Below are 15,503 nucleotides of genomic sequence, written 5' to 3' on the forward strand. Positions count from 1 at the left end.
ATGAATCTACCGCAAAAAAATAGTAGTCAGGCAGGCATTCAACCAGTTTTTGATGACAGCTGGCGCGTATGGATTGCGCAGAACTTAATGTTAGGTGCGACAGTAGAAAGTCTGCAAGAGATACTTGTTGCTAACGGGTTTAGTAAAATGGTCGCAATAAGAGAAATTGGGTTAGCGCAAGCCAGCCCATATTTACATGCAGCCAGCCAGCTTAGTAACAGGCTGGCAAAGCGCGAATGGGCGCTGCAGATTCACCGCAAGCTAGATAAGTTATTGCCCAACTGGGGGCAAATACAACGTATTCACAAACTTAGTCGCACGGATTTCTTTTATCATTTCTATTCTACTAATCGGCCTGTGATTATTACAGGCATGATGGATGATTGGCCTGCACTAAAAAAATGGACGCCCGATTATTTCAAAACGCATTTTGGCGAGCGCATTGTAGAGGTGCAGGCTAAGCGTAACGAGAATCAACGCTATGAAATTGAAAGCCAGCAACATAAGCAGAAAATCGCGCTGGCTGATTTTGTTGATACGATTGTGAATGGCGGTGAAACGAATGATTTGTATCTTACCGCTAACAATAGTGGGCATAACGCAACTGCGTTACGCGAGCTTTGGGATGATGTCGTGCAGATTCCAGAGTATCTTGATGGCAATAGTGCACAGCGTGGTTTTTTATGGTTTGGCCCTAAAGGGACAATTACACCGTTACATCACGATTTGACTAATAACTTTATGGCGCAGGTCTATGGTAAAAAACTGGTCAGATTGATTCAGTCTAACGAGCTGCCTTATGTATATAACCACCTGCATTGCTATAGCGAGGTCGATCTTGATAACATTGATTACGATAGATTTCCGCTGATGCGCCATGTCAATATCATCGATTGTGAGTTAAATGCCGGAGAGATATTGTTTTTACCCGTCGGTTGCTGGCATTACGTTCGCGGGCTTGATATCAGCATGACCATGTCGTTTACAAACTTTTTGTTTGATAATGATTTTTCATCGATGTATAAAACCTATCATGCAGTTTGATAGGTTTATTTACGCTGATACACCATTCAACCGATAACTAGTGCATGAGACTTTAGACAATCCAGAAGCGATTTAGCTTGCTGGCCGATTGATGCCAGACTTTAAAGTTAACGTCATAAAATCCTGCCGATTTTCACAAGCATAATGTTCAGCCATTTGTAGAGTATGCCGTCCTTACGCTGCTGAATTTCAACCGATATTAACATCATCACTCAGTGGGAAAATTCGCCTTCGTGCAAATATTCCTTTTAAAATGATAAAAATGATAGTATGGATATATAATAATATCTGTAATTGAAGATTAGGTGCTCTAGTGGCTTAGGATGTCATTAGATCAATATGTGTAAGGAAAGGGTGGTCACATGAGTGAAGCAGATATGGAAAAAATGATAATCCCTGTGAAGTTAAGTGATTTGGATACGTTGGCCTACTACATCGTAGAGATTGATGAGTCAAAGGGTAATCGTAAGGCTACACAGGCATTTATCGATCACGCGCATAAAAAGATTATTAGCATGCTGGGTGAGCATACTCACCTGATATACCAGCCCGACGATTAATTGAAATGTTTAAATATGGCTCGATTGGTCATATTGATGGCAACTGGCCTAATTTTGGTTAGACCCTGTTGCACACTTTAATCAACCAAATATACGGCTTTTTAGCTGCGGCTACATCGCCCTTATTTCATTTATATCACCAGTGAACCAGAGTTGGTCAGAATCACATCATCTACGGTGACATCCATATTGGCGATACTGATGCCGAGTATTTTAAGTAATGGGTCTAAAAGCAGTTTGCTAATTGAAGTAAGTAAAGGTGCAACAACAGTACTAACAACTTCATTAACTAATGCAGTCAAAACGCCAAGCAGATCAAGAGCGCCACCAAGTAGCTCAACTTTTAAGGCGCCTGGTTGTGAAAATAACTGCTCAAATGTGTTGCTTAGAGAGCCATTGACAGTCAATGTTTGTGGGAGGTGATCTTTTACGGGCCTTTCTATTTGCATGATCGAAGTCCTTGCCGTAGATGAAGGCTGAGGTATATTTAAACCGATATCGGCCAATGGTACTAAACCAGCGAGCAATGAGATTCTGGCAGGCCCAGATCCTGCTGTATTGGTCAGTGAAGTAGTAAGCAAGCTGGTATTGGTTTCAAAAGCAATATCAGTGGTAGTGTTGCTTCCCTTAATGCTACGTAATGCTGCGCTTCCATTAGCCGCTTGAACATTTAGAGCCAAGTCGACTTTAGCAAGACCAAGCACGTTTACAAGTACAGCAACGCCAACCCTTACTTGAGCCGTTTTGGCGAATGTGCAAGCCTCAGCATTTTCAACTGCGGGCGGTGGGCCAATGGCCATTTGTGCGGGCTCAATCACATTTACAATGGCATTAACACTGACCAAACCTGGCAAGTTGACTGCCAATGGGATAGTCACGGCATTCTGACCGTTAGACACACTAGCAATCATATTGACCAAGTTCAGCACGTTTAGCTTGGCATTCAACGCCTCAGCCTGTGAGTTTTGATTGACATTGAGAAGCTGACCCAAACTGATTTGCGTATTGTGAGCTGCTCCTACAACTAATTTCGATAAAGCCACATTAACCAAGTCGGGCACAGCGTTCTCAGGTAACTTAACTGCCTCAGAGACTAATGTCAGCAATTGACCCGCACTAAATTGCGTATCCAGTAACTCATCTACAGACAGCACAGATCCTTCCACTTTAATCAAATCGGCTAGGGTAATATTCGTGTTAGCCAATCCTTGGTAAGAAACCAAGTCCAACTTGATAGTTGAGCCTAGCAATCCGCTCAATAAGCCGTCAAGTAGGAGAGAGTCTTCTGTATTAAGCGTTAAAGCCGTGGTGCCAATATTAAAGGCTGCAATGGAAGCATTAGGTAAAGACACTGCTTCTGCGAAAAGTGTCACGTCGTTACCAAAAACACCTTTTGCAATTAAACTGGCGGGTACTTTTTTAGTCACTTTTACATGCACAGCCCGTGCTGAACCGTCTGCAGTAAAGTGACGTCGTCCTGCAACGGTACTGACGCTACCCATTTCTACAATATTCGGTGCGTTAGCGAGATTTTCAGTATAACCATTTGCCAACGCGGCCTGGTTGGCTCTGGTAAACACATCGCCTAAGCTGGGGCTACAGCCGCCGAGCCCTCTAGCTGCTTCAATGGCACTCATATCGGCAACGGTTTGTAGTTGTCGCTTAACCATCCATAACCGCGTACTATCAATTACCAGTGCGGTAAATATAACCAATAATAATAAGGTGAGGGCACCTAGAATACCAATTGCACCGCGCTGAAAATGCCTATTTGATTTTGCGCGCATCTTGTTCTGTCATCTGAGGAATCGGGCGACTGAAGCTTTCCTTATAGCGCTCATATACATTTTGCATGACTGGCCCAGAAAGTGTTTGCGCATGTGGAGATGCCTGATTACCAGAGCGTTGTAACTCAAGCCATGTTTGGGTTGCAGGCTCTGAGTTTGCGTCTAATAGTTTTGTATTATTTGATGATGAATCCGCGGCAACCTGATTACCACTCTCAAGCTCTTCGGCCTGTATGGCTTGCTGGAAAGCCATTGCCAGCAAAATAGACATTGCTATTGCAAGTTTCTTATTCATAAATTTTGCTCCCTAATTCCATTGAAAGTATTCCCGTGCATACGTCAGATGTGCCTAAACAGACTGCTGTATTGGTTTTTTTCTCATCTTCAAATGTAACAGCATGCGTTTCTACATCGCTTGTTTGCGCGGCTTTATTATTTGCATCGGCATCTTGCAACTTGGCTGGTTGTTCTGTATTGGGTGATGTGTCTTGTTTGATTTGTAGATCTTGCTTGACCTTATTAACTTCTACTTCAGAAAGGTTGTAACGTTTTGCAAATTGATTTGCTTGGTCAATTTGATTGCTCTTATACAGAAGTGCCAAAAGATTATATTTAGCAAGCTGATTTCTACCATCTAACTCAATAGCAGTTAAATATTCATTGAGTGATGATTTAAAGTCACCTATCGACATTAAGGAAAATCCATAGTCACTTCTTATTGTGCTGTTTATAGGCGCTAATTTGGCGGCTGCTTTTAAATAGTTAACAGAGTCTTGGTGTTGACCACGTTGATTGGAGATTAAGCCTAATCCTTGATAGGCAAAGGCGCTGACACAACTTGTTGTTAATTTATTATAAATAGTCGCTGCTTCGGCTTGTCTGTTCATTTGGCGCAAGCTATTCGCTTTTAGTAACTCAAGCTGGGGTAAATCAATATTAAAAGAGTCGATAAAAGCGAGTGCAGCAAAGGGCTTTTTTTCGTTTAATAACTGACTAACCATGTTCAAATTAGTATTGTCTTCAGCTGCGAGTTCTGCGCATTTTGAAAGCTGTGTATTCGCTGCAGCAATTGAAATGTTCGATATTGCCGTCAGCAGGGCGAATGCAAGCAATCTGCTGGTTAGCAAGCGCATGAATAAAACCGTAGTAGTTGTTACCGCTAAAATATTGTTCACCCGGACTGTTTGCATTTATAACTGTCCTTTTAGTGCATCAGAGATACCGATAAAACCTGGCCCGGCAATAAAAATGAGCAATGCTGGGAACATGAAAACAATCATCACAATACTCATTTTGGCCGATAGCTTACTTACATATTCACGCAGGCTGGAAAACTGACGCGTTTCAATCAGAGCAATGTATTGACCTAGCGATGCTTGTACATTTCCGCCGTAGCGTGTCACCTGCGCAAGTATGGCAACAGTATCGGTCACTTCTTGAATATTGAGTGCTTTAGCCATATTCATTAACGCATCAGATTGATCTTGACCGGCATTTAAATTTAACAACACGCGTTGCAATTGCCTTGAAAAATGTGGAAATAAGTTGCCCGTTTGCTCAACCAATATAATTAATGCGTGTTCAAGCGATAAGCCAGAATTAAACAGCATGCGTAACATATGTAAAAATGGCACAAGCTCTTTTACAATCGCTTTTTCAACAAACGCTGCGCGCCTGCGCAAAATCATATTGGCCAAAACAAATAGTGATGCAAAAGAAAATACGCCCATTAACAACGCGTTCTGATTGTCATTTCCCAAAGTGACCAGCAGGAAATATATCGTTATTGAAGCTACGATGGGTAGAATCCTGCCAAATCCCCAAAACAGCATGCGTGCATGGGGTGTGTCCCAACCTGCTTTAACTAGTAGTTGGCTTATTTCACCACCATTTTCAAAGCCAGGTTTTAACCGCTTACGAAGCCATGATTCTGATTGGTTCGATGTCTGTTGCTGACTTTGAAGAGCCTCTTCAAATCGATCGGATAGTTTGTTATTTTTACGCATGCTCATGATATCAATGAGTAAAAACACCGCACTGGCTAGCATTAACACAATAAATATAAGCGTCAGAGAATTCATAATTTGGCGACTTTCATATACTTTTTAACATGCGCCAGAACAGAAAAACACCCGTTACTTGCATACCAGCCGTTATCCATAATAGGGTAACGCCACTTGAGCTAGCCGTCATCATGCTTAAATACCCAGGGTTCATTAACATCATGAATAGCAGGATTGAAATAGGCGTTAAGGTTAGAATTATTGCTGATACCTTTGTTTCGCCCGTCATGGCAGCCAGTTCACGCCTTGCCTGATCCTGATTGTTAATCATTTGCATCACGCTGGTCAGCATCTCTTTGGGTGAGCTGCCATAGTTATTACTCATTTTGATACTGAGCGCAATTATTTGAAGCTCATTAATCCGATGCAATGTCGCTTCCTTAACCAATGTCTCGGTAAATCCTGCTCCTAAATCTGTCGCTCTTACTACTCTGTCTAGCAATAGCCTCAGTGGAGTGGGTGTTTCTTGAGCGACTAGCCTGATTGCTGATTCAAGGCTTCGGCCTGTACCCAAGCTGCGGATAAGCTGATCAATAAAGAGCGGTATTTGTGCAATCATTAGTTTTTTATGCTTATTTTGGCGATAAATAAAATAAATGAGCGAAATTACAGCAAATGCAAGCACGATCAATGCAGTGACTTTAAGGCTAAAGAAAATATAAGCGATGATGAAAACTAAGGTAATTAGTAGTAAAAATCTGCCAATCCATTCGCGCTGAAAATTAAATCCAAAATAATTGGATAAGACATTCGCGATCCAGGCACTAAGCTCTGAGAGTTTTGAGTGTTTATCGGATGGTTTGATTTCTACGGGCAAGGCTGCATCAAAGCGACTTTTTACTTTTTTATCTGCAATAGATTGCTTATTTGCTAATAAATAAACAAAAATCACGCAAAGTAATAATGGAAGCATCAGTAGCCACATAGTTAATCTGTCAATTACTCTTAAAAAGTGATTTAAGTTTTGGATTCATCGCCGATACTCGGTGGGTTACAAATCGCTGTTGCTCAACTGAGTAACTATATAGCTCATTGATAACGAATTCATGATCCCGGATACAAACCACTTCAATGATGGATGTGATTTTTCTTTCTCCACTGGTTAATCGACTGATTTGGATGATGACTTCAACCGAGGCTGCAATCATTTTCCTGAGCGTTAACTCTGCGCCTTGAAAACCCGCAAGACCCGCTAACATTTCCATACGTAATAATGCATCGTGCGGATTGTTCGCATGAATAGTACTCATGGAACCTTCATGCCCAGTATTCATGGCTTGCAATACATCAATCACTTCATTACTACGAATTTCGCCAAGAATAATGCGGTCTGGACGCATACGTAATGCATTTCTAACCAAGTCACGGGCTGACACCTCACCAGCGCCTTCAAGATTGTTCGGTCGCGTCTCAAGTCTTATCACATGGTCATGGTTTAGCTGTAATTCAGCTGCATCTTCAATGGTAACAATACGTTGATTGACTGGAATGGAGCGACTTAACAGGTTTAACAAAGTCGTTTTACCTGCCCCTGTACCGCCACTCACTAAAATATTGACTTTACTCTCAATCGCACTGAGTAAAAAATCCATCATTTCTCGGTTAAGGGTTTGAAAGGCGATAAGGTCATGCTCTGTGAAAGGTTCTTTACGAAATTTTCTGATCGAAAGGCACGAGCCATTTAAAGCAAGGGGAGGGATAATGATATTAACGCGACTGCCATCGGGTAAGCGGGCATCGACGAGAGGGCTGGACTCATCAACTCTACGTCCAAGTGGTGCCAGGATACGACGAATCACCCGCAAAACATGATCTTCATCAATAAATCTTAGATTGGTTAACTCTAACTTACCATTTTTCTCAACGAATATGCGGTCTGCACCATTTACCAAAATATCATTAATGTATTCGCTCTTGATGAGTTGCTCTAGTGGTCCCCAGCCTGATATTTCGTCAATCATTTCAGAAGTGAGTTTGTTTAAATCATTTAGATTGACCACATACTCAATATCCGCGACATATTTCATCACTTTAGCATTGACGTAAGTGCTGATTTGTTGATTGCTCGCTGATGCAATATCAAACTTATCTAACTCGATTTCAGCAATCAGATAGTTATGCAGCAGGTATTTGATGTCCTGATACTCTATTGAGCTTTTTAGCTCTATTTTATTTGCAGTTAGTCGCATGGTTCAGCTTTCAGCTAGTTTCTTGCAATTAACATATTTTGTAGTTTGGTGATAAAGCCTTTGACGCTTTTTTCTACCTTCACTTCGCCAATGCCGAATAGTTGATGGGCTATTTGTTTAATGGCTCTCACATAGGTGCTTTTAGGCGAAAATTCAAACATTGATTCACCGGTATTGATGGCGAGTAAACGTAAATGGCCCAATGATGGTAGTTTGTATAGCAGTGGTATCTCTAGTGATTTTGCAATGCTTTCTGCGTTTGGAATGGCATTTTTCTTGTAACGATCGACAATGAGTTGAGGATTGGGAATTGCAATCTTTTGCTCACGAATTGATTGCAGAAGATCATAGTTGCGTTTGCAACTAGGCACTGTTTGTTCAACCAAAAATAATGTCGAATTAACGGTTGAAAATACCACTTTCAATAACTCCGTATTGCAAAGTCCGCCATGATTAATGAGTATGTATTTAAAATGACTTTTAAGCGCATGCAATACTAAATAGATTTCGGTTGGCGTAAGCTCAGCTTCTTCACTATTTTCTGGCATTGGCAGCAGAGTCAATCCTGATGAGTGTTTTGCAAAACCAGTTTGAATTAAGGTTGAGTCTAATCTGCTACTGTTTTTGATTACATCAAGAAAGTTAAACTTAACTGGAACGCCCATCATTAGCATGATATCTGCGTGTGGAACACCAAGGTCGATTAACAATGTTGGAGCGGATTCCTGCATCTCAAGTGCAAGATGCATCGCTAATAATGCAGTGCCATCCTCTGCGCGCGCATTTAATAGTGCCGTTACGTGTCCCAGCGCAGGCTTTTCTGTTTGCTCAAGCACTGGTGTGTGCTTGTTATGTCTGGCAATAATTGCCGAAGTCTCATAAGCCGGCGTGCCTATCTTAATTAGATCACGCGCACCTGCCCGCATAATTGGCAGTAACAAAGTATGGTTAATAGTATCAACCAAGCCAATCACTGTTAGTTGTGGTCGGCTATTTAATAGTGACTCTATCATGGCCAAATCGGCGTTTAATCCTTGTGAAGTCTCATCATTTGAAACTATTCCACCTGATGCTTCTTGCGTCTCAAGGAGAGTGAATATTGCACTGATACCTGATGATGCTTCAGCATCAGGCACTAATTCAGTGCTAGAAACTTGCGATAGTAGATGTATTAATACCGCACTTACTTCAACTGAATCAAGTAGGCTATTGATGCGCTCTTTATCATCAGGCTCAACAAATATCAAATTGGCTAAACTATCATTTAGGCCATTTAGCCAGCGATAGCAATTGCTTTTGTTTGTGATAACAATGTAGTTATTTAGCTTGATCATTATTGCGACATCCCTGTAGATGGCTTTTGCTTGCCATCATTATTGAATAAAAATTCACTAAAAGAGGGTTTGTAATCAGCGTATCCCTGACCCGGCAATGGCGGTAGTTTTGCATCGCGCGCGATAGGTCTTACCAAGTGAGGCGTAACGATCATCAATAGCTCTTTATCTTCTCTATCGAATCGTTTCGATTGGAAAAATGCGCCGATGATTGGTAGCTTACCTAAACCCGGAAATTGATCCACATTATTCAGGGCGTTACTGCTTACCATGCCGCTGATGACAAAGCTTTCACCGTCAGCCATCGAAACCGAGGTGTCGGTTCGCCTTACTCTAAGCCCCGGAACCGCAACGCCGCCTGTTTGCACTGCATTAGCAAAGTCAAGCTCACTGACTTCCGGGGATATTTTCATGAATATGCGGTTATTATCAAGCACTGTTGGTGTCAGCATTAAGCGCACACCAAATTCTTTATATTGGATACTGACCGAGCTGTCAGCACCGCCGCCTGATCTAATCGGTACAGGGAATTCACCCCCCGCAAGAAAATTGGCTGTTTGGCCAGAAATGGCAGAAAGCGATGGCTCTGCCAGCGTGTAAGCAAAACCATTGGATTCAAGAATGCTTAACGTGCCGAGAAATCCAGATTTACTGTTTCCCATGGCAACATTAAATGCGTTTAGCACAGGTAAAAAGCCTGAAGTACTATTAAATGCAAATGGCTCACCTGAATCTCTTGTAACGCCAGAAAGTGTATTGGGAGAAGATACGGCTAATGCTCGGGTATCACCATTATTTCTTCCAAGAAAGAGGCCAAACCTTAATACGTTCTTGCGGCTCACTTCTACCACTTTTATATCTATCTGTACGTGATTATCAAAATTCGATTCGATTGCATCGATGGGCGTTTTGGGATCCTGCTTAAGCGCTGTCATTGCTTGGCTATGCGCTTCCAAAGAATCCGCTTTACCATCAATGCGTAAAGTATTGCCCGCAGGTTGGATGTCTAGTGTGCTGTTTCCAGAGGCTTTTAACGCCAGTTTTTCCAATGCGTCAGATTGGCTAACCGTTAAATTAATCTTGGTTGCCGGTTCGCCTGTTTGCTTATTTCCCCATATACTAATCTGAGTAGCGCCTATGGCTTTTGCGGTAATCAACAGCGATTTTGGGCTGAGTATGGTGACGTTTGCGACCGCTGGATCCGCGATGGCTACCCGGTCAAGCGATTTTTCTTGCTGATAAACCTCTTGTTTGTCTTTTGTAATCGAAATATTCAACTCGTCAGCCATACTTGTGCCACAAGTTAGGAATGAGCTCAAAATCCCCATACTTAGCAATAATATTGGTTTGAAAGTAGTTTTAATCATTTTGTACCCTTCGCAGCAATATTTTTTACCGTCACCAATTCAGTTTTATCGCCAGAGTGGACAGTAATACGTGATGATTGCGCAGCTTGAGTGCTTTTTTTATGTTTAACGGTAGTGGTGTTGCTCGATGTTGCGTTTTGTACTTTTTCTGTTGGTGCTTTGAGTAGCTCATCATTTTGAATAAAATGGCTATCATATTGATTAGCTTGCGGCACAGGATTAAGTTGGGCTGAATCGTCTGCTAATGCAGATGAAGCTAGCGGTTCTTCTCCTCTTAATGCCAATCGTAGTTGCCCGATACTGGCCGCTAACATTAATCTTGTGGCATCACTTTCTTTTACCGCCAAAACTGCTGAGCGTGTCGCGCTGCTGGGTTTATCCTGTGGTTTGGATTGTGCTGGATTTAAACTGGTAGAGATTGGTGTTTGGGTAGAAGAGTCATCAGTCTTGTTAACTTCCTGAATGGTTTCACCAAAACTAATGACGCGTAAATTACTTAAGACCACTTGCGAGATACTTCTGCGCTTCATGTCGCGGTCATCATTAGCGAACAATAGTACATCCACAAAATCACCGGGCTTAATGTAGCCACCTACACCAGCAACTTCATCAATTTTAACGGCAACTGCGCGTTCGCCGCTTTTGAGTAATTGTGCGGCAGGACCTAATTGCTGCAAGCTGCTACTTAGCACCGCTGTATTGGCAGCGATGTTTTGATTAAGCACTCTGCCAACAACTGGCGTTGTACTGGCAAAACCAGCAGAGTTAAATTGCGGTACTTGCTCAATACGCAGATCTAACTCATTTAATCGCTCGCCTGCCTTCGCATCACGATTCACTACGACTTGCGGAACATTGACTATCTTTGGTGGTGCCGCGACAGCAGCGGCTTCAGATTTACTCATCTGATAGCCAAACCAGCCAACAAACAGGGCGCCAATAAATAGCAGAATGGCAATTGCTCTTAAAAGATTCGTATTCATCAGTACAGTCTCTTCGCCTACGTTAACAATACAAGCATTAACAATTTAAGTGATTGATAATGCTTACCAAAAAAATTTAAATAACCACATTTATCTAAAGCTATAAATTTATAGATGGTCTTAATTACACCAGTCTCATTACCGCCGACCCTTGAAGATCGCCTGTAGTGGAATATATTGCCCCTATCCCAGGGATGGTGAGCAGTGGTATCAGGGGATTCCCAATATAATTGGGGTAAAGCACGCGTACAGTTAAAGTGTTATTAGCATAAGTGACAACAACGTTGCTGTTATTCGTGCCTAATACTTGGTCACGTGCTTTGTTTGGCAGCCATTGAAGTGTGTTGCCTACGGTTTCACTCACTCTAAGTCTAAGGGCATCTTGATATGCAGAATCATTCGCAAATGCTTGATGGTCGACGGATATGGCTGATCTTGCGCCTTCGTTAGCGGCATGATGAAAAGAAGTTTTCAATAAGAAAATGATGGAATAACTGACAATTGCATAAAACAAGGTGAAAAAAATCAGAAACACGAGTGAGAACTCAATTGCTGCCGCACCCAGTTGAAACTTAACTGCAATTTTGTTTTTTTTAAAATCCAGAATCTGCATTAAATTTTCCAATGTTTATTATTAATTATTTTAAGCTTAGAACCTATGTCAAATTGAATAGTCCCGGTAACAGCAATATCAGTATTAACCCAGCTCCTAATGCAGCACCAAATGGAATGTTTTTTTCTTTTGATGTTCTAGCCACTGCAATATTGATGTTAAACGGCAGTATGTGACTCAACCTCTGTGCCTTAACCCACAACAGCCAAAACAGCACTACACTTATTGAGGCCACTGCAAAAGTGGTGAGCATCATATTCACGCCGCATAACAAACCAATGGCAGATAGTAATTTAACGTCCCCAGCTCCCAGCACCTTAAACAGGTAGCCGGGCACTGTCAGAACCATCGCCAGTACAAAGCCTATCAATGCGGAAGAAGCTGGCTGGTGCGTTACCGATAAGCCCGTGACGGCAAGCACCAGCAAAGCTATTAATAACGCACCTAGGCTAAGAAAGTTAGGGATGGTTCTAGTACAAATATCGTAGCAAATGACAATAAGTGACCATGCTGCTAAAACAAATGTGGACGACTCTTGCATTAGAGTTTATGCAGCATTTAGTGCGACCGTAATCTTTCCGAAAATACTCACTAAAGCATCTTTTACCCCTGGCATTAATGCAACAACTACAATCGATACCATTGCAACAATCAGCGCATACTCAATCGCAGTCGCACCCTCTTCATCGACCAATAGATTTTTAATGAAATTTTTAAAGCTAGTCATAATTATTCTCTTTTCTTATTAAGTAGTTTTAAATGATATTGATAAAAATGATACTCGAGTGTTAGCATACGATAAAGCTCAATAAATTTAAAAGGACTTTTACACTAAATTTGATTGAACTCTTACTTTATATTAAATAATTATATTGTGCCATTGGATTATAGGATAAATACGACTTTTAACTTTAACTCAATTTTTGAGAGTATTGAACAAATGATGTATAGCGAAAACTTTGCAGGAATCAACCAGCCATGAGTACAGATATCGCTCCAATCTCTGATAGTTTCGTGACAACCAGAGTCGCTGCAAAAATGCTGAATGTTTCGTTAAGAACAATTCAGTTATGGGTTGAATCGGGCATTTTAAATGCGTGGAAAACAGCCGGTGGTCATAGGAAAGTATCGGTAATATCCATAGAGGCAGTTCTGCTGTCTCGCCAGGAAGCGCTAAAAACTAGCGAGGTTAAAAATCATTCAGATGAAAAATTTAATATTCTGTTGGTAGAAGATGATGAAGGCTTAAGGCAGCTATTCCGTTTCTATTTCACTGATTGGAAATATGATGTGGAGCTGGATCTTGTTAATAATGGTTTTGATGGATTAATCAGCTTGGGTAGTAAAGTCCCGGACTTGCTAGTGACGGATTTGAATATGCCGGGGATAAATGGCTTTGAGCTATTGCGACATCTTGGTAAATCGCCGCAGTTTAGTGAGCTGGATGTGATTGTGATTACCGCTCTGGCACCAGAAGACTTTATTGATAATGCTGTTATTACACCTAATATCAAAGTGTTCTTCAAGCCAATAGATTTTGATGCTTTTGAGGCATACATTTTGCCAATCATAGCTAAAAAAATAGGTGCGTAATGACTCAGTCATACGGGCTTACTGCACATCATCTAGCTTTACTTTTTCCCTTTCATTTTGTTATTGATCGACGTTTTAGAATCGTTCAGCTTGGGCCAAATATTGGTGCTAAATTTGATAGTGATATTTGCTTAAATGCATACATGGATGATTTTTTTTCACTTACAACGCCAGCGTCTTTGCTAAATTGGCGCTATCTACATTCCTTAGAAAATGAGTTTTGTGTTTTAAGACACAAAAAGACGCAAATAGACTTTAGTGCAAAAATACTGCCATCAAGTCCAGACACCTTACTTTTCTTAATTAAACCGCTTATTAATACCGAGGCCTATCTTGATCAGTTTGGCTTTGATGCTGCTGATTTCTCCAATCATGATTTGATTAATGACCTGTTTCAGCACGTCAATAAAACTAACAGCAAAAAAGATATTAATCTAAATGATGCGCTTATTGCGCAAGAGGCTCAGTTGACGGAGATTCGCCAATTACTTGAAACACAAGAGGCTGAATCTCGCAAACTTGCGCATATTATTTCTCGTTCCTCTTATTGGGTCGTTGTTGCCGATACTAAAGGAAATGTCGAGTGGGTTAATACAGCTTTTTTAGAAAATTCGGGGTTAACGCAAGAGGCTGTAATCGGTTGTAATCTGAGCCAGTTGCTCACAGAGTCACCTGATCAATTTCAGGTGATTAGAGAGACATTGCTCAATCAGAGTAGCTATCAAAAAGAAATTTTGCTTAATATCGGCGGTGAAGCCAAATGGATTGATATGGATATCAGGCCGCTTTTTGGCGATGAAGACAGTATCTTGAATTTCATTGCTATTGGGCGAGATATTACCGTACAAAAACAAGCTCAGATTCGTTCGTCACAATTAACGGTCGAGTTAAATAGCATTTTTGATTTAAGCGTCGATGGGTTTGTATCATTTGATGAAGGTGGTAAGGTAAGTCGGGTTAATACAGCATTTTTAACCATGACAGGCCTCAAACAATCTCAGCTTGAGTGCATTGCCATAGATCAGTTCGAGGTGTTAATTGCCGACATCTCTGAGCGGTTCGAAGATTCTGCAACGAAAGATAGTAGTAGTGTTTCGATTATAAAAATCGTGCAGCCAGATAGCAATGCTGGAGCCATTACTACAATTAGAAGAACGATAAAACAAGTTTTTGATAGTGATAGCTTGTCGCCACGCGTAATTAATTACTTTCAAGATATCACACATGAATATGAGTTAAGTCGGATGAAAGGTCAGTTCTTATCTACAGCAGCGCATGAATTAAGAACGCCTATGGCCAGTATATTTGGCTTTTCTAACCTTCTGATTAAGAGAGATTTTAACCCTGCACAAAGTAAAGAAATACTTGAAAATATTTTCAGGCAGGCAACACGCATGACAAAGTTGATTAATGATCTACTTGATTTGGCGCGTATTGAGGCAATAGGAAAGCTATCTTTCATTACTGAAACGATAGATGTTGCGAGCCTAATAGATACAGCTCTGCAAGAATTTAAAATTATTACGGATAAGCGTGTGGTTGAATTCCAGCATCCTGACAAGGCACTGCCCATTACTGGAAACTTCGACAAACTCATACAGGTACTTCTGAATTTACTAACCAATGCGCATAAATACTCTTTTCCAGATAAAGTCATCAAAATCACCATTCTTGAAAGTACGCTTGAAGGTCATGATTATGTTGGGTTTTGTATATTAGATGCGGGTATTGGCATGACGCGTAGTGACCTTAACAAGTTGTTTGAGCCATTTTTCAGGTCTGCAAGTACTAGTGGAATTCCAGGTACAGGTTTGGGCATGCGTATCGTGAAAGAGATTATTGAGCTGCATAATGGGAAAATTGAAGTGGAATCGGAGTTAAACATCGGTACTACGGTCACCTGCTTGCTGCCCAAAGCGTAAGGTGTGCAACTTGCCTTGCTGGGATGCAGTTTAATGCACTTTATTAAA

Annotated in this window: 16 protein-coding genes; 4 read left to right on the forward strand and 12 right to left on the reverse strand. The window is 41.2% G+C overall.

The window, feature by feature from the left end; translation table 11 throughout:
* Positions 1 to 1,044, forward strand: a complete 1,044-nt coding sequence (locus K370_RS09960; protein WP_052185218.1) for a cupin-like domain-containing protein — start codon at positions 1 to 3, stop codon at positions 1,042 to 1,044.
* A 377-nt stretch (positions 1,045 to 1,421) separates the two neighbouring features.
* On the forward strand, positions 1,422 to 1,604 hold the full coding sequence (locus K370_RS09965) for a hypothetical protein (RefSeq protein ID WP_152603145.1): 183 nt from the start codon (positions 1,422 to 1,424) through the stop codon (positions 1,602 to 1,604).
* A gap of 131 nt (positions 1,605 to 1,735) precedes the next feature.
* Here K370_RS09965 and K370_RS09970 read toward each other — a convergent pair whose 3' ends face one another.
* From K370_RS09970 to K370_RS10025, 12 genes are all read right to left on the reverse strand, one after another.
* On the reverse strand, positions 1,736 to 3,391 hold the full coding sequence (locus tag K370_RS09970) for a pilus assembly protein TadG-related protein (protein ID WP_047541274.1): 1,656 nt from the start codon (positions 3,389 to 3,391) through the stop codon (positions 1,736 to 1,738).
* Positions 3,372 to 3,686 carry a DUF3613 domain-containing protein gene (locus tag K370_RS09975; RefSeq protein ID WP_052185219.1) on the reverse strand — a complete coding sequence of 105 codons (315 nt, stop codon included), beginning with the start codon at positions 3,684 to 3,686 and terminating at the stop codon, positions 3,372 to 3,374. Before K370_RS09975 ends, K370_RS09970 begins: the two co-directional genes overlap by 20 nt.
* Entirely contained in the window at positions 3,679 to 4,581 is a 903-nt protein-coding gene (locus K370_RS11875; protein ID WP_052185220.1) for a hypothetical protein, read from the reverse strand. The genes K370_RS09975 and K370_RS11875 overlap by 8 nt, the downstream gene beginning before the upstream one ends.
* Entirely contained in the window at positions 4,582 to 5,472 is an 891-nt protein-coding gene (locus tag K370_RS09985) for a type II secretion system F family protein (protein WP_047541275.1), read from the reverse strand.
* 13 nt (positions 5,473 to 5,485) lie between these two features.
* A complete protein-coding gene (locus K370_RS09990; protein WP_160255840.1) occupies positions 5,486 to 6,367 on the reverse strand; it encodes a type II secretion system F family protein in 882 nt (293 codons plus the stop codon).
* A gap of 22 nt (positions 6,368 to 6,389) precedes the next feature.
* The gene (locus K370_RS09995; protein ID WP_047541276.1) at positions 6,390 to 7,643 is read right to left on the reverse strand and encodes a CpaF family protein; all 1,254 of its coding nucleotides are present in this window, start codon (positions 7,641 to 7,643) and stop codon (positions 6,390 to 6,392) included.
* Between the two features lie 14 nt (positions 7,644 to 7,657).
* The gene (locus K370_RS10000; RefSeq protein WP_052185222.1) at positions 7,658 to 8,977 is read right to left on the reverse strand and encodes a hypothetical protein; all 1,320 of its coding nucleotides are present in this window, start codon (positions 8,975 to 8,977) and stop codon (positions 7,658 to 7,660) included.
* Positions 8,977 to 10,344, reverse strand: coding sequence for a type II and III secretion system protein family protein (locus K370_RS10005; protein ID WP_047541277.1), 1,368 nt, complete (start codon positions 10,342 to 10,344; stop codon positions 8,977 to 8,979). Before K370_RS10005 ends, K370_RS10000 begins: the two co-directional genes overlap by 1 nt.
* Complete coding sequence (gene cpaB, locus K370_RS10010; RefSeq protein ID WP_047541278.1) at positions 10,341 to 11,327, reverse strand: Flp pilus assembly protein CpaB; 987 nt, start codon at positions 11,325 to 11,327, stop codon at positions 10,341 to 10,343. The genes K370_RS10005 and cpaB overlap by 4 nt, the downstream gene beginning before the upstream one ends.
* 124 nt (positions 11,328 to 11,451) lie before the next feature.
* Positions 11,452 to 11,940 carry a TadE/TadG family type IV pilus assembly protein gene (locus K370_RS10015; RefSeq protein ID WP_052185224.1) on the reverse strand — a complete coding sequence of 163 codons (489 nt, stop codon included), beginning with the start codon at positions 11,938 to 11,940 and terminating at the stop codon, positions 11,452 to 11,454.
* 43 nt (positions 11,941 to 11,983) lie between these two features.
* Positions 11,984 to 12,481, reverse strand: coding sequence for a prepilin peptidase (locus K370_RS11880; protein ID WP_052185225.1), 498 nt, complete (start codon positions 12,479 to 12,481; stop codon positions 11,984 to 11,986).
* A 6-nt stretch (positions 12,482 to 12,487) separates the two neighbouring features.
* Positions 12,488 to 12,667 carry a Flp family type IVb pilin gene (locus tag K370_RS10025; RefSeq protein ID WP_047541280.1) on the reverse strand — a complete coding sequence of 60 codons (180 nt, stop codon included), beginning with the start codon at positions 12,665 to 12,667 and terminating at the stop codon, positions 12,488 to 12,490.
* A gap of 251 nt (positions 12,668 to 12,918) precedes the next feature.
* Between K370_RS10025 and K370_RS10030 the strand changes: the two genes are divergently transcribed.
* Positions 12,919 to 13,533, forward strand: a complete 615-nt coding sequence (locus K370_RS10030; protein ID WP_052185226.1) for a response regulator — start codon at positions 12,919 to 12,921, stop codon at positions 13,531 to 13,533.
* Positions 13,533 to 15,455, forward strand: coding sequence for an ATP-binding protein (locus K370_RS10035; RefSeq protein WP_047541281.1), 1,923 nt, complete (start codon positions 13,533 to 13,535; stop codon positions 15,453 to 15,455). The genes K370_RS10030 and K370_RS10035 overlap by 1 nt, the downstream gene beginning before the upstream one ends.
* Positions 15,456 to 15,503 lie beyond the last annotated feature (48 nt).

The organism is Methylotenera versatilis 7 (assembly GCF_000799165.1).
Classification (GTDB): Bacteria; Pseudomonadota; Gammaproteobacteria; order Burkholderiales; family Methylophilaceae; genus Methylotenera_A; species Methylotenera_A versatilis_A.